Source organism: Campylobacter sp. CNRCH_2013_0898h (assembly GCF_025772965.1).
GTDB classification, from domain to species: domain Bacteria; phylum Campylobacterota; class Campylobacteria; order Campylobacterales; family Campylobacteraceae; genus Campylobacter_D; species Campylobacter_D lari_D.
This window is the reverse complement of sequence record NZ_JAKMTD010000006.1, coordinates 57,681-77,640: the sequence shown is the minus strand read 5'-3', so window position 1 is coordinate 77,640 and position 19,960 is coordinate 57,681. Positions and strand designations below refer to the sequence as shown.

Sequence of the window (19,960 nt, the reverse complement as noted above, 5' to 3'; positions counted from 1 at the left end):
ATAAATATATGTTGATTTTTGTGGCTATTTTTGTATCATAAAAGATATTAATTACTAAATGGAGGAAGAAATGATACAAAAAGCTTTGCAATTAGCTGAAGAATTACAAAGAAAAATAGAAAGTAATATCTCTCAAAGTGAAAAAGAATTTCACGCCAAAATGCAAAAACTTTTAAACAATCCTAAAAATAAAGTGATGTTGATTGAACTTTTAGATCGCTCTTTTAGATGTAAAGATAAAAGTGCGAGTTTTGAGCTTATAGAGCATACTTTAAACAAATATGGTATAGCAGATTTTTTCAGTGCTTTTGAAAAATTTTTGCTTTTTTCATTTTTAAATTTTGGAAAATTTGCACCAACTCTTAGTGTGCCATTTTTCATTAAGCATTTAAGAGAAGATACTAAAGCTATGGTTTTAGATGCAAACCCTAGTGTTTTAGAGCCTCATATGCGTAAAAGAAAAGATGAAGATAAAATTACCTTAAATGTAAATTTAATTGGTGAAGAGGTTTTGGGTGAGGCTGAGAGTGCTTATAGAGTAAAAAAATATGAAGAAGCATTAAAAACAAGCTATATTACTTATATTTCAATTAAAATCACTACCATTTTTTCTCAAATTAATATCATTGATTTTGAATACTCTAAAGATGAAGTGGTAAAAAGATTGGATAAATTATATGCTCTTGCTTTAGAAGAAGAAAAAAAGCAAGGTGTGTCTAAATTTATCAATCTTGACATGGAAGAATTTAGAGATTTAGAATTAACCGTTGAAGCTTTTATGGAAAGTATTGCAAAGTATAATATTAAAGCAGGTATCGTTTTACAAGCTTATCTTCCTGATTCTTATGAATATTTGAAAAAACTTTTTGCTTTTTCAAAAGAAAGAGTTTTAAAAGGTATGAAGCCTATAAAAATTCGCTTTGTTAAAGGAGCGAATATGGAAAGTGAAGAAACTATAGCTTCGCAAAGAGGTTGGGCTCTACCTACTTTTTATAAAAAAATTGACACAGATAGTAATTATAAGAAAATGCTTGATTTTGTCTTAGAGGGTGATAATTATAAATATATTAATGTAGGTATTGCGAGTCACAATTTATTTGAAATTGCTTATGCTTATACTAGAATTTCACAAGCAGGAGCTTTATCATCTTTTACTTTTGAAATGCTTGAAGGTATGAGTTTGCAATGCTCTTATGAGCTTTCTAAAATGCATGATCTTATACTTTATGCACCGGTGTGTGATGAAGCGCATTTTAATAATGCCATTGCTTACTTAGTAAGAAGACTTGATGAAAATACTAGTGAAGATAATTTCATGAGATATTTTTTCAACCTTAAAATCAATGATAAAAATTGGCAAATGCAAAAAGAATTATTTATAAAATCTTTAGAAGGCGTTGCTAGTTTGGATAATTCTACTCATAGAACTCAAGATAGAAATAATGAGATAAAGGCTATTAGTTCTTATGAGAGTAAAGAATTTAAAAACGAACCTGATACAGATTTTATCTTAAAAGCAAATAGAGAATGGGCTAAAAATATAAGAACTAAATATGAAAATTTAGAAAATTATGATGTGTATCCGGTTGCAAAAGAAGAAATTAAAAATGAAAATTTACAAGTAATAGAAGTTAAAGATAAAATCAAAAATCGCACTATAGGTAAAGCACATTTAGCAGGCCAAAAAGAGATTAAATATGCTTTAGATGTAGCTAAGAGCTCAAATTTTAGTGATTTAAGTCATGATGAAATTTATAAAATTTTAGCAAAAACTGCTCAACTTGTTAGAGATCGTAGAGGAGATTTAATAGGTATAGCAGCTTTAGAAGTAGGAAAAACTTTCTTAGAGATTGATCCTGAAGTTAGTGAGGCTATAGACTTTTTAGAATTTTACCCACATTCTTTGGAAAAACTAAAAGAGCAAAATCCAAATACTACTTTTAAAGCAAAAGGCATAGGTGTGGTAATTGCACCATGGAATTTTCCAGTAGGTATTTCAGTAGGAACCATAGCAGCACCTTTGGCTGCAGGTAATAAAGTAATATATAAGCCATCATCTTTATCCATGCTAACAGGTTATATGCTTTGTAAATGCTTTTGGGATGCGGGAATTCCAAAAGATGCTTTGATTTTCTTACCTGCTAAAGGTAGTGATATATCAAAATACTTGCTTGTTGATCAAAGTGTGAAATTTTCAGTATTAACCGGTGGAGAAGAAACTGCTTATGCAATGCTCAAAGCTAATCCAACCTTACTTTTAAGTGCTGAAACAGGCGGTAAAAATGCAACTATTGTTTCTAAATTTGCTGATCGTGATAGTGCGATTAAAAATATCATTCATTCAGCATTTTCAAATTCAGGTCAAAAATGCTCTGCTACTTCTTTACTTGTTTTGGAAGAAGAAGTTTATGAAGATGAGGAATTTAAAAAGACCTTGGTAGATGCTGCTAGTTCTATGGCGGTTGGAAATCCATTTGTATTTAAAAATAAACTTGGAGCTTTAGCAGATAAACCAGATGTAAAACTGCAAAAAGCATTAGATGAGTTAGCTCCATATGAAAGTTGGGCTGTAAAGCCTAAATTTGTAGATGATAATCCTTATCTTTTAACTCCAGGGATTAAATATGGTACAAAAAAAGGTGATTTTACACACATGAATGAGCTTTTTGCGCCAATTTTAACTGTAATGAAAGCAAAAGATTTAAAAGAAGCTATTGATATAGTAAATTCTACAGGTTATGGACTTACAGCAGGATTTGAAAGTTTAGATGAGAGAGAATGGGAATACTTCCACACTCACATAGAGGCAGGAAATATTTACATCAATAAACCAACAACAGGAGCTATAGTTCTTAGACAACCTTTTGGTGGTATTAAAAAATCAGCCATTGGTTTTGGTAGAAAAGTTGGAATTTATAATTACATCACTCAATTTTTAGATATAGAGCAAAGTCAAGCTGATCAAAATGTTTTAGATAATGAATTAGTATCAAATTTAAATGCTTTAAGCTTGGATTTAAATGAAAAAGATAAAGCCGATTTTGAAGTCATTAAAGCTATGGCAAGAAGCTATGCTTATCATGCAAAACATGAATTTGCAAGTGCAAAAGATTATGTCAATATAAGAGGCGAGGATAATATTTTCTCTTATACAAAGGTTAAAAATATTGCTTATAGAGTACATAAAGATGATAGTTTAAAAGATATTTTAGGAGTTATTTTAGCAGCTAGTGTGCTAAATATTGATCTTATTTTAAGTTATGATGAGCATGAAAAAATAGATCTTGTGCAAAAGATTAATCAAAAAATTAGTTCAAAAACTTTATTCCTTAAAGAAAGTAAAGAAAATTTCATTAGCAAAATAGCTGATTATGAAAGAATTCGTTATTTTGCTCCATTAGATATTAATGATGAAATTTTCATAAAAGCAGCAAGTTGTGCAAAAATCATTGCCAATGCTAAGCCTTTAATGAACGGACGTTTTGAGTTGCTTTTATATCATAATGAAAAAGCTTTAAGTATATCTTTCCACCGTTATGGAAATTTAGGCATTCGTGCTTTAAAATAAAAAGGAGAAAAAATGGAGGTTGTGCACATTAATACTCAAATTGCGATAATGTTTGTCGCATATTCAGCATTAATGCTTTTTATTGGATTTTATTTTTATAAACAAAATAAAAATTCAGAGGATTATTTTTTAGGTGGTCGTTCTATGGGGCCGGTAGTTTCAGCACTTAGTGCTGGAGCTTCTGATATGAGCGGTTGGCTTTTAATGGGTTTACCGGGAGCTTTATATGTAAGTGGTTTAGCTGAAAGCTATATTGCAATAGGTCTTAGTATAGGAGCATTTTTAAACTGGGCTTTTGTAGCAAAAAGACTTAGAATTTATACTAGTGTGATTGCAAATTCTATTACAATTCCAGATTATTTTGAAACAAGATTTGATGATGATAAGCATATATTAAGAGTGGTTTGTGCTATTGTTATTTTGATATTCTTTACTTTTTATGTTTCTTCAGGACTTGTAGGTGGAGCAAAGCTTTTTGAAGCAACTTTTGGAATCCAATATGATTATGCGCTTACTACAGGAACTGTGATTATAGTTGCTTATACATTTTTGGGTGGATATAAGGCAGTTTGTTGGACGGATTTAATTCAGGGTTTATTAATGATGAGTGCCTTGATTATCGTACCTATAGTGATGATTTATCATTTGGGTGGCTTTAGTGAAGCTGTTAATATAGTCAAAGAAATTAAGCCAAATACTTTTTCTATGGGGGAAGGATTAAGCTTTTTGGGTATAGTTTCAGCGCTTTCTTGGGGGCTTGGGTATTTTGGTCAGCCACATATTTTGGTGCGTTTTATGTCTATAAGATCAACTAAAGATATTCCAACTGCTACTTTTGTAGGAATTTCTTGGATGGTTATATCTTTAATTGGAGCTTGTTTGATAGGTATTTTAGGTATAGCTTATGTGAGTAAATTTGAGCTTAGTTTGCAAGATCCTGAAAAGATTTTTATCGTAATGTCGCAATTGCTTTTCAATCCTTGGATAGCAGGTGTTTTATTAAGTGCTATTTTGGCAGCCATTATGAGCACAGCAAGTTCGCAATTGCTTGTTTCAAGTTCAACTATAGCAGAGGATTTTTATAAAAGAATTTTTAACAAAGAAGCGTCCAATAAAACAGTGATGACTTTGGGTAGATTTGGTGTTTTAGCAGTAGCTGTGATAGCTTTTATTATTTCTACTGATAAAAACTCAAGCGTATTAAGTATAGTAGCTTATGCTTGGGCAGGGTTTGGAGCAAGTTTTGGTTCTGTAATGCTCTTTTCGTTATTTTGGTCAAAAATGACTAGATATGCTGCTATTGCAGGTATGATTACCGGTGCAGTTGTAGTTGTAGTATATAAAAATTTCTTAGCAGAGTGGCTTGATTTTCCTATTTATGAAATCATTCCAGGATTTTTAGCTGCTTCTGTTGTGATTATTTTAGTGAGCATGGTAACTAAAGTTCGCCCAGGAACTAAAGCAGCTTATGAAACAATGCTAAAACATCTCTAATACTCTCGCAATATGCGAGAGTAACTATGAAAAAATATTAATCAAATAAGTATTTAAAGGTATTGCAACAATATCAATTAAAACAGCACCGCATAAAGGTACTATTAAAAAAGCTTGTCTTGAAGTTAAATTATATCTAGAACAAACTGCATTCATATTTGCTACTGCATTTGGTGTTGCACCTAGACCATGTCCCATAAGTCCGGCACACATAATCGCACTATCATAATTTTTTCCGCATAATCTAAAAACTATAAAAATTGTAAAGAATAGTAAAGCTAAAACTTGCACAATCAAAGTAATAAAAAGAGGTGTAGCAACAGCACTTAGTTCGTTTATTTTTAAATTTATCATAGCCATAGTTAAAAAAATACCAAGGCTTAATTCACTTATAGTATCTATTGTATATTGATTTAGCTTGAAAATATTAAAAGAATCATTAATATTTCTTACAACAATAGCAACAAGCATAGCACCAACATAACTAGGCAAAGAATAGCCGCTATATTGTGTAAATTTGGAACTTAAAAAAAATCCAATACACATAATACATAATATTAAAAATAAAGATTTTAAAAAATCTTTATAATTTGCATTGTGAATTTCATGCTTTAGAGGATCTATATCTTTAATATCTTGATTAGTTGTGATTTTTAATTTGTGTTTATTTATAAGATATTTTGCTACAGGACCTCCGAGCAAAGACCCTGAAATCAGTCCAAAGGTTGCCGCTGCCACTGCTAAAACTTTAGCGTTATTTAAGTCACTTAATTCTTCAACCATACCTCCAAAAGCTATAGCATTTCCATGTCCTCCTTCCAAAGAAACAGCACCACATAAAATTCCATATAGTTTATTTAAATCAAATAAACTCATCATGGAAATGCCGATAAAATTTTGCATTAAAGCCATAAACCAGCAACAACCTAGATAGATTAAAAGTACTTTTCCTCCTACTTTTAAGAGTTTAAAACTTCCACTTAATCCTATTACGGTAAAAAAAGCCACCATTAAAGGAGTTTGTAAACTTGTATCAAAATCAACTTTAATCTCAATAAAACTTAAAATCCAAATGATTATACTGATTAAAAATCCACCTATAACTGGCGCGGGAATGCAAAATTTTTCTAAGATTAAAAAGCTTTTTTTCAAAAACATACCAAACAATAAAACCCCGATACTAATAGCTAATACACTTAAACTATCAAATTTCATATCATTCCTTTACTTAATAAAAAATATGCTAGATAAGCAGCGATTTTTGCAGTGTGATTGTCTATATCAAATTTAGGATTAAATTCACAAATATCTGCTAAAGCAACTTTTTTGCTTTCAAAAATAATTTTTATCGGAGTTGAAATTTCTTTTAAATTGATACCAAAAACAGCAGGGGCGCTTACAGCAGGAGCTATGCTTTGTGAAAATACATCCATATCAATACTTAAATAAACAACTTCATTTTGTTTTAAGAAGTTTTTAATGACTTCTATACATTTTTCAAATTCAGTATCTAAAACATAACTTGCTTTCATATTATCCATAGTTTGAAAAAGTGCTTTTGTGTTAGATAATTTACTTGCACCCAAGCAAAGATAAGAAAAATTATAATTATTTTCTTTTGCATATTCATAAGCTTTGTAAAAAGAATTTCCAGAAGTATGTAACTCCTGAATTCTTACATCAAAATGTGCATCAAAATTTATAACTCCTACACTTTTTTTGTAATCTAAAAGCGCTTTGATACAAGCTAAAGATGTTTCGTGTCCACCTCCTAAAATTACACCATAATGATTATTATGTAAAATTTCTAAGCACTTGTGATAAAGTAGTTCATCGCCTAATTCTAGGGTATCAAAATTTTCAATATCTCCTAAATCATCAAAATCAAAATCATCATGTATAGCAAAATTTGCCATATTCTTTCTTATAATTTTTGGTGCTAATTCACTTCCAATTCTACCATTATTTCTCTGCACACCCAATGATGAACAAAAGCCTAATAATTTATTATTTGAAGAGTGATTTAAACATTTAAATAATCGTTTATGGATAATTTCATCACCATCATTTCTCCCTTGCCACATGTATTCCTCCTTTTTTGTGTTTAATTTCAATGTAAGATATTTTTTTAAATATTTTTGTATTTTGAGAAATAACATTATTTATTTGTGTATTTTAGTAGCAATAATTTATTGATTAAATAATTTTTTATTATAGTAAAAAATATTTGAAAATACTAAGGTATGGCTTTTAATGCATTTATGATAAAAGTTTCTTTAAGTTTTATTTTAAAATAAGAAAATACTATATATTTACTACTTGAAACAAAAAGGAGATTTATGCAAAAAAATAATCAAAAAACTTATGATTTATTTTTGATAGTGACATCTATTTTGGCGGTTTTTATGGTGATTGTAATTTTACTTATAAATCCTAGTAAAGCTTTAGAAGTAGCAAATTTTCTTTTTAGTAAGCTTACACATATGTTTGGCTCATTTGTTCAACTTTTTGAGTTTATTTGTGTAGTTTTTATTTTCTACTTGGCTTTTTCTAAAATAGGTAATATTAAATTAGGCGATGGGATAAATCCTTATTCAAATACTGCTTGGATTTTTATGTTTATTTGTGCAGGACTTGGATCTGCTACTATGTATTGGGCATTTATGGAATGGGCATATTATTATTTAGCACCTGGATTAAATATTACTCCAAAATCTACAGAAGCTTTAAGAAGTGCAACTTCTTTTGTGTATTTGCATTGGGGTATTACGCCTTGGGCTGTATATGCTTTAAGTTCTATTGCAATGTGTTTTCATTTTTATATTTTTAAAAATAAAAATTTAAAAATTTCAAGTTTAATAGCAAATATCTTGCATATTAATCAAAATATAGTGCTTGATAAAATCATCGATGTTGTGTTTTTATTTAGTACTTTTGGTGGACTTGTACTTACTACAACCCTTTCTATAATTACAATTAGTGCTGGACTTTCTGGAATTTTTGATATTAATGATGGTTTTTATTTAAAATTTATTCTTTTAGCTATTGTTACAGCTGTTTTTACCTTTTCTAGTTTTGTTGGATTATCAAGTGGTATGGCAAAACTTGCTAAAATATCTTGTATCTTGTGTTTTGTGTTTGCAATATTGGTATTTATTTTAGGAGATAGTGTATTTATATTAAATAATATAATAAATAGTATAGGGGTATTTTTTAGTAATTATGTTTCAATGAGCTTATATAATGATATTGCTGGTGTAAGTAGCTTTAATTCTGATTGGACAGTTTTTTATTGGCTTTATTGGATTACTTACACTCCTGCTGTTAGTATTTTTGTGACAAAAATTTCTAAAGGAAGGACCATTCGTCAAGTAATTTTTGGTCTTATTGTGGGTGGATGTATTGGGACTTGGTTTTTCTTTGGAGTTTTGAGTTCATATGCAATAGATATTTTTCAAAGTGGAATCTTAGATGTTCCAAATTTTATTAGTTCAAATGCTGGAGAAGCTGGAGTGGTAGCATTGATAAAAACACTACCATTTGGTACTATTTTTGCTCTTTTTTATTTCCTGCTTATGATGGTATTTTTGGCTTCTCATATGGATGCTACTGCATTTACTATTTCTTGTGTAAGCACAAAAATAGATAGTGAAAATCCTAGTAAATATTTAAAAGTTTTTTGGTGTATTATGCTTGGATTAATTCCTTTAGCAATGCTTTATATAAATGCAGATTTAAATACCTTAAAAGTTGCAGTTGTTTTGAGTGCTGCTCCTTTTTTGGTAATACTTGCTATTAGCTTTTATGGGCTTATTAAATGGATAAAAAGGATGGATAATGAAAATTACAAAGGTTGAACCTATATGGTTAAGGACAAAAACTTTTGATGAGTCTTGTGAGTGGGGTGAAGATGCCTTTATATTAAGAATTTATACAGATAATAATCTTTATGGAATAGGAGAAAGTGATAGTGCTGCGGCAGTTTTAAAGATAATGTTTGAGCAACCTAGTACTCATGGATCTTGCAGAAATTTAAGTGAAATTTTAATAGGACAAGATCCAAGAAATATTAAGAAGATTATGGATGATTTGATTGAGGGAAGTGCGTATTATGGACTTAGCGGAGCATTAATTTGTGCTTTAAGTGCAATAAATATTGCTTTATATGATTTACTTGGAAAAATTTATGGTGTAAGTGTAGCTACTATACTTGGTGGAAAAAGAAAAGACTTTTTAAATGCATACGCTACTTTTATTCCGAGTGAAAATATGGAAGAAAATATTTCTAGAGTAAAATACTTAAAAGAAGAAGGTTTTAAACTATTAAAATTTGGTGGTGCAGGCTTTGGTAATAATGCATTAGCTGATAAAGAGATTATCAAGAATATTAGAGGTGCAGTGGGTGATGATATTAAACTTAGTATTGACTTAGTAGGGCTTTGGAAAAATTTTTCTTATGCAAGAGAAAGATTTTTGGAAATTGAAGAATATAACTTAGAGTGGATAGAAGAACCAGTTGGTGCAAATAATTTTTATGATTATGCAAGACTTAGCGAACACTTACCTTGTAAGATTACGGGTGGAGAGAGTTTTTACACGCTAAATGAGTTTGAAAATTTTATTAAAAAGTCAAAAGTTTCTATTGTGCAACCTGATATTACTAGATGCGGTGGTTTTGACACTATGTTAGAAATTGAAAAAATATCTTTAAAATATGGTTGTGATTTAGTCCCGCATGGTTTTTCTACAGGAATTTTACTTGCTGCTACGGTGCAGTTTCTAGCAAGTACTAAATATTGTAATTTGATAGAGTATTCTCAATCAACAAGTGTGCTTTTTACTCATTTGGTGAAAAATTTAATCCCTTGCAAAGATGGTATAGTTGAAGTCAATGATGCTGTGGGTATAGGAGTGATATTGGATGAAAATTTAATAGAAAAATATCGTATAAATATAAAGATTTGAGTAAATACTCAAATCTAATTTTTAAGGTTTTTGAATTAAAAATCTAAGCGTTGGTCCATCTTGATCTATCTCTAAAATTTCAAATCCGCGATTTTTCGCATCTTGAGGTATAGAATTAATACTTTGTGGGCAATCACATAAAATTTCTAAGACTTCACCTGATTTTAATTCTTTTAATGCATCAATGGTAGCTATAGCAGGATATGGGCATGCCTCACCTTCTAAATTTAAACTATAATGAATAATCATAATTTTCCTTTGTTGTGTTGGAAGAATAATCTTTTAAATTTTAAAACAAACAAAAATAAAATAGCAAACAAAGCTAAATTGATTAATAAGCCATTAAAATAACCAAAATCATTTAAAAGATGAATTTTTATACCATTTGTTAGTATTTTTGGGAAATGATCATAATTTAAAGCTAAGATCATAGTACCGATGATATTGGCAATACCCACTATAATAAAATGACTTTGTCCCTCGCAAGCTCTATACATCCAACCACACTCGCATCCTCCGGCAAAAACTATTCCAAATCCAAATAAAAAAGCACCTATAGCAAGGTTTGGTGATATTTCTATTACTTTACTAGTATGCCCTTGTAATATAAAAGCAAAAGCTATTAAACAAGCTATGATCATACCTATTAAAGCGCCTTTTATAGCATTGTCTCTACCAAATAAAAATAAATCTCTAAAGCAAGAAGTGAAGCAAATTTGAGCCCTAGAAATGATAAAACCAAAAACAAAACCAAATATTAACGCTAAAGGAAAAAAACTTTCTTTGTTTTTAATATCAATATTTTGTTTTTGTAGTATAAATACAACATAAGTTATAAAAATTATAAATACACCAAGTCCTATGTAAAAATATATTTTTGAAATTTTATTTTGTGTTTTTAATTTTTGATTTTCTTTGCAAACGCGTTGTAACTTTGCTTTTGGCTTAAATAAGGCAAGATTACAAACCTTAACACCTAGATAAATTCCTAAAATCATAAATAAAGTAAAAACCCAAGTATGTAAAGAAAAATAAGGTAAACCTGTAAAGAAATTTGCTAAATTACAACCAAAAGCAAGTCTTGCACCAAAGCCTGATAAAATTCCTCCTATAATAGCTTGAAAAATTCGAATTTTGCTAGCAGGCAAACGCCATTTAAATTTATTTGCTAAAAATGCAGCTACTAAGCATCCTATAAACATACCTATGAGCATGATACCATCAATTCTTGTTAAGGGACTGCCACTTAAATTTTGCTTTTGGTAGTAAGTGTAGGAGCTTAAATCCATACCAAAAAATTCTAAAATTTCTCCACCCCAGCGTGTCATTTCACCTGTAACAGCCCAAACACTACCAAAAATTCCAAAATAAATAGCACTTAAAATTCCAAGTATAATCATGCCTTTGGAATTATCCCAAAAATTTATAAAAAAAGATTGTTTGAAAGAATGCATTGATATATCCAAAAATTGTAATTGTCAAAACTTGACACTGAAAAACAAACATTATAACTAAAAAATATAATATTTCAAAGTATTTTTACACGCTTATAATTTCATATGTTTAATTTTTGTTTCAATTAAAAATATTAAGATATAATATCATTTTTGGAAGGTTAGCTTATCTGGTGATGGCCACTGACTTCAAATCAGATGAAAGGGTAGTTGACTACTTTTTGGGGAGTTCGATTCTCTCACCTTCTCGCCAAATTTAAGTCAAAATGGAGTTTTTTATGAGTAAAGCAGATATTGTCGTTGGTATCCAATGGGGTGATGAAGGTAAGGGTAAGATAGTTGATAAACTATGTGAAAATTATGATTATGTTTGCAGAAGTGCAGGTGGACATAATGCAGGTCACACTATATGGGTTGATGGTATAAGATATGCTTTACATTTAATGCCATCAGGTGTTTTAAATAAGCAATGTATTAATGTTATAGGTAATGGAGTTGTAGTTAATCCTGATGTATTAATTAGTGAAATGGCTCAATTTGAAAATTTAGAAGGAAGATTATTTATAAGTGATAGAGCTCATTTAAATTTAAATCATCATGCTTTGATTGATCAAGCAAGAGAAAGACTTAAAGGCGATAAAGCTATAGGAACAACAGGCAAAGGCATAGGGCCAAGCTATGAAGATAAAATAAGTCGTAATGGACATAGAGTAGGGGAATTGCTAGAGCCTGAAAAACTTTGTGAAAATTTAATGAAAGATTTTGAACTTAAAAAAACTTATTTTGATGTTTTAGGTATTGCAATGCCTAGTTATGATGAAATTTTAAAAGATTTAAAACGCTTTAAAGAAGTGCTAGCGCCATATATTACAGATACTACAAGAATGCTTTGGAAAGCTTTAGATGAGGATAAAAAAGTATTGTTAGAAGGCGCGCAAGGTTCTATGCTTGATATTGATCATGGAACTTATCCTTATGTAACTAGTTCAACGACTATTTCAGCTGGAGCTTTAAGTGGTTTGGGATTAAATCCAAAAGAAATTGGAAAAGTTATAGGCATAGTAAAAGCTTACACAACAAGAGTGGGAAATGGAGCTTTTCCAAGTGAGGATTTAGGCGAAGATGGTGAAAAAATAGGACTTATTGGTAAAGAAATCGGAGTAAGCACAGGTAGAAAAAGAAGATGTGGTTGGTTTGATGCGGTTGCGGTAAGATATACTGCAAGATTAAATGGCTTAGATACTTTATCATTAATGAAACTTGATGTATTAGATGGTTTTGAAAGTGTTAAAATCTGTAAAGCATATGAATATAAAGGACAAGAAATAGACTATGTACCTTGTGATTTAGAAAACGCTAAGCCTATTTATGAAGTAATGGAAGGTTGGGATAAAGTTGCAGGGATTAGAGATTATGATTTGCTACCTGAAAATGCTAAAAAATACATTAAGCGTTTGGAAGAATTAAGTGGCGTTAGAGTAGGTTATATCTCCACAAGTCCTGAAAGAGAAGATACCATCATTTTATGAAAAGCAAATATTCTTCTGTGATTAAGCTTAGAAAACAACAGCTTGATAAAGCAGAGGCAAATTTGACTAGAACAAGACAAAAGCTTTTGTTGTGTGAAGAAGAATTTAAAGAAGCTTTAAAAACATGCGAAAGCTTGACTTTGGCTGATAAAGGTTCGGTGGCTTTGTTAAGATCGTCTTTAAAAATGCAAGAGATTGCAAGAGAGGGTAAGCAAAGAATTAAACAAAAATTAGACCTAACTAAAAAAGAACTTGCACATCATCAACATTTATACAAAAAGGCTCATTTGGAATTTGAAAAAATTAAGGTTTTAGAAAATGAAGAATTAAAAAAAATCCAAAAAGCCTTACAAAAAGAAGAAGAAAAATTTATAGATGAACTTGCTATAACAAGACATTTTAATAAGGATAAATGATGAAAAAAATAATATTTTTATTGATTTTCTTAAATTTTGTAAATGCACAGCAAAATTGCGAGCAGTATTTTGAAGCAAGAAAAGAGCAAATACAAGAGCAAATTAGAGAATATGATGAAGCAAGACAAAGTTTAGAGGCTTATAGAGCTTCTTTTGAAGCTTTGCAAAAAGAAAAAATGCAAGCTTTGGAGCAAAAAGAAGCTGATGTTAATGCAAGTTTAGAGCAAATAAAAAGTTTAAAAGAGCAAAATGAGCGTATACTAGAAGCGACTAAACAAAATCTTCAAGTTATTAATGATAAAACTATGGGGCGTATCACAGAAATTTATGCTAAAATGAAAGATGTGGCTGTGGCAGGTATATTAAGCGAAATGGAACCGGATGAGGCTTCAAAAATTCTACTTTCGCTAGACCCTAGAAAAATTTCATCCATTATGGCCAAGATGGATCCAAAAAAAGCTTCCGATTTAACACTACTTTTGAAAAATTTAGATCAAAATGCAAGTTCGCAGTAAGTTTTAAGCAGTTTTTACCTTTTTTTTAGTATTATTTCAAAATAAAAATAAAAAGGTGAATAAATGCGTATCAAACCAGCTCATATACCTTATATAGCAAATAAAATAATACTTGATTTAATGCATTCTTCTTTTGTTAAAATTAAAGATGATAGTCAAAAACTTTTAAAAACAGCAAAAGAAATTATAGAAATAGATGTTTTAAATGAGCGTAAACTTGATGAAAAAGCAAAAGAAATTTTAGAAAGCCAAGAAGATGAAATTGAGTTTATGCAAATAGATAGAAAAAGTATGTTTTGGATGATTAAGAAAAAACTAGCAAATGAGTTTAAATTTATGCTTGATAGTGAAGATAGATACAATAATCTTTCTCATAAAATTTTAGAAAATTTAGTGGAAGAAGATTTGATAAACTACAATGTATCAGAAAATCGCGTGAAAAATCTCATTTTTTCAAGTATTATGTCTTATTTAAAAGAGTATGAAAATTTAGAAGATTTAGTCTATGAAAAAATTTCAAATTATAAAAGAAAACTTATTCCAGGTTCTGAAGAATATGAATTGGTATTTGAAAAGCTATATCAAGAAGAGCTTAGAAAAAAGGGACTTTTATGAAAGCATATATTTATATAGAGAATGATGTTTTTTTAAGCGCAAAGGCTTTTGGACAAAGTGGAACTTTTTTTGGAGAGCTTGTTTTTAATACTTCTTTAACAGGCTATCAAGAAATTATTTCTGATCCATCATATGCAGGTCAGTTTGTAGTATTTTCAATGCCAGAAATTGGTATAGTTGGTATTAATGATGAAGATAATGAAAGTAAAGATGTATTTGCTAGCGGAATGATTATAAGAGAATTAAATGAAGATTATTCTAATTTTAGAGCCAATGATTCTTTAAGTGCTTATTTGAAAAAGCATGAAAAAATAGGGCTTTGTGAAATTGATACTAGATTTTTAGTTAAAATGATCAGAGATCAAGGAAATTTGAGAGCGGTAATATCTACTGAAATTAAGGACAAAGAAGAGCTTAAAAAAATGCTTCTTTCTAGTGCTAAAATTGATGAAGTAAATTATGTAGCACAGGTTAGCACTAAAAGCTCTTATAAACATAGTAAAGGTGCTTGGGATCATAGCAACAAAGCTTATGAGAATGTAAAAGCAAATGGTAAAAAAGTAGCTGTGATTGATTATGGTGTAAAAGAAAATATTTTAAATGAGCTTGTAAGTGTTGGACTTGAGGTGGAGGTTTTTCCTTATAATACCAAGGCAAAAGATTTGATTGATTTATATCAAAAAGGTAAAATTCATGGTGTATTTTTATCCAATGGACCAGGTGAGCCAAAAATTTTAAAAGATGAAATCGCAGAGATTAAAAAACTAGCAGAAGCTAAAATTCCTATGCTTGGTATTTGTTTGGGACATCAACTTTTAAGTAATGCTTTTGGTTATGAAACTTATAAAATGAAATTCGGCCAACATGGAGCAAATCATCCTGTTATTAACCTTACTAATAACACAGTAGAAATTACAGCACAAAATCATAATTATAATATTCCTGAAGAAATAGCAGAGGTTGCAACTATTACTCATAGAAATTTGTTTGGTGATAATGTAGAGGGTGTGAGATATAAAAATTATCCTATTATATCGGTGCAACATCACCCAGAAAGTTCTTCAGGACCACATGAGAGCAAGTATATTTTTAAAGAATTTTTAGAGCTTTTGTGAGTTTAGATTTTATTGCTTTAGCAAGTATAGCTTTTCTTTCTAGTTTTGGGCATTGTTATGGAATGTGCGGAGGTTTTGTTTTAGCTTATACTCAGCTTTCAAAGCAAATTAAACTCCCTTTTTTTCTTTTAATTTTCTCATATCATCTATCTCGAATTTTTGCTTATGTTTGCTTGGGTATATTTTTTGGAGTTTTTGGAAGTTTGCTTTCATTTAGTGAATTTTCAAAAGGCATAATGTTTTTTATAATTGGAATTTTTATGATAACATTAGCACTTGCTTTGATTTTTAAAGGAAAATTTCTAAGTTTTTTTGAAAATTCTTTATTTTTTGAATGCGTAATTAAAAAAAACATCTCTAGATTGATTCAACAAAAATCTTTCAAGAGTACTCTTTTTTTAGGATTTTTAAATGGCTTTGTGCCTTGTGGTTTGGTGTATTTTTATATAGCCTTTGGAATGAGTGTGCAAAGTGTGTATTTATCGGCTTTAATTATGCTTGTTTTTGGTTTTTCAACTTTACCAGCATTGATATTTCTTGCGTATTTTTCTAAAACATTAAATGAAAAATTTCAAAAAATAGCTAGTTTAATTTCCTATATTTTAATTTTTTGTTATGGTGTGTATTTTTCTTATATAGGCTTTGTTTTTACGCGATAATTTATTAATAAATAATAAATAATTAGACATAGTTTAAGCTAAAAAAGATATTAAGTATCGTATAATATAAAGATCGCATAATTGCAGAAAAAAACTTAAGGAGAGGAAATGCACCCAGGAAATGCATTAAACTATGACTATACGGTTGCTAAATATTTTATGTTTGCTACCTTATTGTTTGGTGTTATTGGTATGGCTATTGGAACGCTTATTGCCTTTCAGATGGCTTATCCAGATTTAAATTATTTAGCCGGTGAGTATGGTACTTTTTCAAGACTTAGACCATTGCACACTTCAGGTGTAATTTTTGGTTTTATGCTCTCAGGAATTTGGGCTACTTGGTATTATATTGGTCAGCGTGTGCTAAAAGTTAGTATGGCAGAATCAAGCTTTTTAATGTTCATTGGTAAATTGCATTTTTGGCTTTACATGATCACTATGATTATAGCTGTTATTACTTTGTTTGCAGGTGTTAGCACTTCAAAGGAATACGCAGAGCTTGAATGGCCACTTGATATATTGGTAGTTTTAGTTTGGGTTTTATGGGGTGTAAGTATTTTTGGGCTTATTGGAATTCGCCGTGAAAAAACTTTATATGTTTCACTTTGGTATTATATAGCTACTTTCCTAGGTATAGCAATGCTTTATTTATTTAACAATATGGCTGTGCCTACTTATTTTGTGAGTGGAATGGGTGATTGGTGGCATAGTGTTTCTATGTATGCAGGGACAAACGATGCATTAGTTCAATGGTGGTATGGACACAATGCAGTTGCATTTGTATTCACTGTTGGTATCATCGCTCAAATTTATTATTTTCTACCAAAAGAAAGTGGACAACCAATTTTCTCATACAAATTATCTTTATTTGCATTTTGGGGCTTAATGTTTGTTTATTTATGGGCAGGTGGACACCACTTGATTTATTCTACAGTGCCTGATTGGATGCAAACTATGGGTTCAGTTTTTTCAATCGTACTTATTTTACCTTCTTGGGGTTCAGCAATTAATATCTTACTTACTATGAAAGGTGAGTGGAGTCAATTAAGAGAAAGCCCATTAATCAAATTTATGATTTTAGCTTCAACTTTCTATATGTTCTCAACTTTGGAAGGTCCTATTCTTTCTATTAAATCAGTTAATGCATTAGCACACTTTACAGATTGGATTCCAGGACATGTTCATGATGGTACTTTAGGTTGGGTTGGCTTTATGACTATGGCTGCGCTTTATCACATGGTGCCTAGAATGTTTAAAAGAGAATTATATAGTAAATCGCTAATGGAAGCTCAATTTTGGATTCAAACTACAGGTATAGTATTGTACTTTAGTTCTATGTGGATAGCAGGTATTACTCAGGGTATGATGTGGAGAGCTACAGATGAGTATGGTAACTTGCTTTATACTTTCATTGATACTGTTGAAGCTATTATTCCTTATTATTGGATTAGAGCTGTAGGTGGGTTGTTGTATTTAGTAGGATTTTTCATGTTTGTTTATAATATTTATAAATCAATTTCAGTGGGTAGAGTGCTTGATAAAGAGCCAAAAAGTGCTTCACCTATGGCAGCATAAGGAGGAAAAACATGTTTAGTTGGTTAGAAAAAAATCCATTCTTTTTTGCTGTGGCAGTATTTATAGTGATCGCATATGCAGGTATTGTGGAAGTTTTACCTGATTTTGCTCAAAATGCAAGACCAATTGAAGGTAAAAAGCCTTATACGGTTTTACAACTTGCAGGACGCCATGCTTATATTAAAGAAAGTTGCAATGCATGTCATTCACAACTTATTCGTCCTTTTAAATCAGAAACAGATCGTTATGGTATGTATTCAGTTAGTGGTGAATATGCTTATGATAGACCATTTTTATGGGGTTCAAAAAGAACTGGACCTGATTTATTGCGTATAGGTAATTTTAGAACTACAGATTGGCATGAAAATCACATGTGGGATCCAGTTTCAGTTGTTCCTGGTTCTATTATGCCAGCTTACAAACATATGTTTAGCAATAATGCAAATATAGAAACAGCTTATGCAGAAGCACTAACTGTAAAAAAAGTTTTCAATGTTCCTTATGATGTTGAAAATGGTACAAAACTTGGTACTTGGGAAGAAGCTCAAGCAGAAGTTAAAGCAGAAGCCCAAGCTATAGTAGATCAAATGAAAAATCAAGATGTTAAAGATGCGTTTGCTAGAGGTGAAATTAGAGAAATTGTCGCTTTGATTGCGTATCTTAATAGCTTAAAATAGGAAAAATTATGGATTTAGAACTAATAAGAGAGTTGCAAGCTTATGGCTTTTTTGCCCTTGTAGTATTCTTAGTGGTAGTTTTGTATTCTTATTGGTTTCATTTGTATAGATCTGAAAAAACAGGTAGAAGAAACTATGAAAAATATGCTGATTTAGCATTACATGATGAAATTGGCGATCGTGTTTTAGAGCAAAATAAAAGGAGTGCTTAATGCAATGGTTGAACTTACAAGATAATGTTAATTTATTATCTTTTATTGGAGCAATTCTTATCATATTGATTACGCTTGTTGTGGTAGGAAAATTGTTTAAAAGTATGAAAGAAGAAAAAAGTCAGGGTGAGCTAAGTGAACATAGTTGGGATGGTATAGGTGAATATAAAAATCCTATACCACTTGGCTGGGCTGTGGTATTTTTCTTAGCTATAGTATGGTGTATATGGTATTTTCTTTGGGGGTATCCTTTAAATAGTTATTCTCAAATTGGTCAATATAATAAAGAAGTGCAAGCGCATAATGAGAAATTTGCACAAAAATTTGCAAATTTAAGCAATGAAGATAAGCAAGAAATGGGTAAAAATATCTTTTTAGTTCAATGCTCTTCTTGTCATGGTATTACAGGCGATGGTATCAATGGAAAAGCTCAAAATCTTAATGTTTGGGGTTCAGAAGAGGGACTTATAGAAGTAATTACTAAAGGTTCTAAGGGCTTAAATTATCCTATGGGTGAGATGTTAAGTGCAGCAGATAATGGTATAGATGAAGCTGATATTCCTGCAATTGCTGCTTATGTTGCTTCTGAAATTTCAGCAATTAAAAAAACTGAAAATCCTCAACTTGTAGCAAAAGGAAAAGAATTATTTGTCACTTGTACAGTATGCCATGGTGAAGATGGAAAAGGAACTATTGATGGTCAATTAGTGGCTCCAGATTTAACAAAATATGGTAGTGCAGAATTTGTAGTAGATGTTTTAAATCGTGGTAAAGCAGGTAGTATAGGTGTAATGCCTCATTTTAACAATGGCTTGTTAAATGAGCTTCAAAAAGAAGCAGTTGGCGAATATGTGATTTCTCTTTCAAGGGGCGAATAATGGAAAATTCAAACAGATGTGTATTTTCACTTTCAGGCGTTAGCGGAATGTTAATAGCAACTATTTTATTATTATCGATTTTAGCAGGATTAACTATTTTGGGTCTAAAAACACAACAAGATGTTATGCAAAAACCTTATAAAATAGAAAATGCAGAACAAATTAAAATGTTTGACTCTAAAAGAGAAGAACATATCATTATAAAGGAATGATTATGGCAAAAGTTCTTGAGTATTTAATCATAGCCGGTTTAGTTGTAGCGGCTGGAATCACTGCTTGGTCGGTTTT

19 protein-coding genes and 1 tRNA gene are annotated in these 19,960 nt (G+C 30.4%); 16 read left to right on the top strand and 4 right to left on the bottom strand.

Translation table 11 applies throughout. The annotated features are described in order from the left end of the window. The first annotated feature begins 70 nt into the window (after positions 1-70). Both L8X50_RS04845 and putP read left to right on the top strand, forming a co-directional pair. A complete protein-coding gene (locus tag L8X50_RS04845; RefSeq protein WP_263660531.1) occupies positions 71-3,568 on the top strand; it encodes a bifunctional proline dehydrogenase/L-glutamate gamma-semialdehyde dehydrogenase in 3,498 nt (1,165 codons plus the stop codon). A gap of 12 nt (positions 3,569-3,580) precedes the next feature. Beyond that, positions 3,581-5,062 carry a sodium/proline symporter PutP gene (putP, locus tag L8X50_RS04840; RefSeq protein WP_220566430.1) on the top strand — a complete coding sequence of 494 codons (1,482 nt, stop codon included), beginning with the start codon at positions 3,581-3,583 and terminating at the stop codon, positions 5,060-5,062. A gap of 24 nt (positions 5,063-5,086) precedes the next feature. Here putP and gltS read toward each other — a convergent pair whose 3' ends face one another. Then, positions 5,087-6,277, bottom strand: coding sequence for a sodium/glutamate symporter (gltS, locus tag L8X50_RS04835; protein WP_263660530.1), 1,191 nt, complete (start codon positions 6,275-6,277; stop codon positions 5,087-5,089). Beyond that, on the bottom strand, positions 6,274-7,146 hold the full coding sequence (locus tag L8X50_RS04830) for a formimidoylglutamase (protein ID WP_263660529.1): 873 nt from the start codon (positions 7,144-7,146) through the stop codon (positions 6,274-6,276). Before L8X50_RS04830 ends, gltS begins: the two co-directional genes overlap by 4 nt. 255 nt (positions 7,147-7,401) lie before the next feature. Here L8X50_RS04830 and L8X50_RS04825 point away from each other — a divergent pair, with 255 nt between their 5' ends. After that, positions 7,402-8,919 (top strand): BCCT family transporter, encoded by a 1,518-nt coding sequence (locus L8X50_RS04825; protein ID WP_263660528.1) that lies wholly within the window; start codon positions 7,402-7,404, stop codon positions 8,917-8,919. Next, positions 8,900-10,027 carry a mandelate racemase/muconate lactonizing enzyme family protein gene (locus L8X50_RS04820; RefSeq protein ID WP_263660527.1) on the top strand — a complete coding sequence of 376 codons (1,128 nt, stop codon included), beginning with the start codon at positions 8,900-8,902 and terminating at the stop codon, positions 10,025-10,027. Before L8X50_RS04825 ends, L8X50_RS04820 begins: the two co-directional genes overlap by 20 nt. A gap of 21 nt (positions 10,028-10,048) precedes the next feature. Here the strand turns inward: L8X50_RS04820 and yedF are convergent, their stop codons facing one another. Further along, positions 10,049-10,276, bottom strand: coding sequence for a sulfurtransferase-like selenium metabolism protein YedF (gene yedF / locus L8X50_RS04815; RefSeq protein WP_133319404.1), 228 nt, complete (start codon positions 10,274-10,276; stop codon positions 10,049-10,051). Next, positions 10,273-11,481: a selenium metabolism membrane protein YedE/FdhT gene (gene yedE, locus L8X50_RS04810; protein ID WP_263660526.1), complete on the bottom strand. Its 1,209-nt coding sequence runs from the start codon at positions 11,479-11,481 to the stop codon at positions 10,273-10,275. Before yedE ends, yedF begins: the two co-directional genes overlap by 4 nt. 155 nt (positions 11,482-11,636) lie before the next feature. On the opposite strand from yedE, the gene L8X50_RS04805 reads away from it, so the two are divergent. The 12 genes from L8X50_RS04805 (at position 11,637) to L8X50_RS04750 (ending at position 19,884) form a co-directional block, all read left to right on the top strand. Continuing rightward, positions 11,637-11,734: transfer RNA gene (locus tag L8X50_RS04805), tRNA-Sec, on the top strand. Between the two features lie 25 nt (positions 11,735-11,759). Then, positions 11,760-13,010, top strand: coding sequence for an adenylosuccinate synthase (locus tag L8X50_RS04800; RefSeq protein ID WP_133319402.1), 1,251 nt, complete (start codon positions 11,760-11,762; stop codon positions 13,008-13,010). Beyond that, positions 13,007-13,426 carry a flagellar FliJ family protein gene (locus tag L8X50_RS04795; protein WP_133319401.1) on the top strand — a complete coding sequence of 140 codons (420 nt, stop codon included), beginning with the start codon at positions 13,007-13,009 and terminating at the stop codon, positions 13,424-13,426. Before L8X50_RS04800 ends, L8X50_RS04795 begins: the two co-directional genes overlap by 4 nt. Next, entirely contained in the window at positions 13,423-13,941 is a 519-nt protein-coding gene (locus L8X50_RS04790) for a MotE family protein (RefSeq protein ID WP_263660525.1), read from the top strand. Before L8X50_RS04795 ends, L8X50_RS04790 begins: the two co-directional genes overlap by 4 nt. A gap of 63 nt (positions 13,942-14,004) precedes the next feature. Next, entirely contained in the window at positions 14,005-14,556 is a 552-nt protein-coding gene (locus L8X50_RS04785) for a DUF507 family protein (protein WP_133319399.1), read from the top strand. Next, positions 14,553-15,671, top strand: coding sequence for a glutamine-hydrolyzing carbamoyl-phosphate synthase small subunit (gene carA / locus L8X50_RS04780; protein ID WP_133319398.1), 1,119 nt, complete (start codon positions 14,553-14,555; stop codon positions 15,669-15,671). Before L8X50_RS04785 ends, carA begins: the two co-directional genes overlap by 4 nt. After that, a complete protein-coding gene (locus L8X50_RS04775) occupies positions 15,668-16,330 on the top strand; it encodes a sulfite exporter TauE/SafE family protein (protein ID WP_133319397.1) in 663 nt (220 codons plus the stop codon). The genes carA and L8X50_RS04775 overlap by 4 nt, the downstream gene beginning before the upstream one ends. A 108-nt stretch (positions 16,331-16,438) precedes the next feature. Then, positions 16,439-17,905, top strand: a complete 1,467-nt coding sequence (gene ccoN, locus L8X50_RS04770; RefSeq protein WP_039617631.1) for a cytochrome-c oxidase, cbb3-type subunit I — start codon at positions 16,439-16,441, stop codon at positions 17,903-17,905. Positions 17,906-17,916: 11 nt separating this feature from the next. Next, on the top strand, positions 17,917-18,582 hold the full coding sequence (gene ccoO, locus L8X50_RS04765) for a cytochrome-c oxidase, cbb3-type subunit II (protein ID WP_087700416.1): 666 nt from the start codon (positions 17,917-17,919) through the stop codon (positions 18,580-18,582). Between the two features lie 8 nt (positions 18,583-18,590). Further along, positions 18,591-18,794: a cytochrome c oxidase, cbb3-type, CcoQ subunit gene (locus tag L8X50_RS04760; RefSeq protein ID WP_133319395.1), complete on the top strand. Its 204-nt coding sequence runs from the start codon at positions 18,591-18,593 to the stop codon at positions 18,792-18,794. Further along, positions 18,794-19,672, top strand: a complete 879-nt coding sequence (gene ccoP, locus L8X50_RS04755) for a cytochrome-c oxidase, cbb3-type subunit III (protein WP_133319394.1) — start codon at positions 18,794-18,796, stop codon at positions 19,670-19,672. The genes L8X50_RS04760 and ccoP overlap by 1 nt, the downstream gene beginning before the upstream one ends. After that, the gene (locus L8X50_RS04750) at positions 19,672-19,884 is read left to right on the top strand and encodes a DUF4006 family protein (RefSeq protein WP_133319393.1); all 213 of its coding nucleotides are present in this window, start codon (positions 19,672-19,674) and stop codon (positions 19,882-19,884) included. Before ccoP ends, L8X50_RS04750 begins: the two co-directional genes overlap by 1 nt. Positions 19,885-19,960 lie beyond the last annotated feature (76 nt).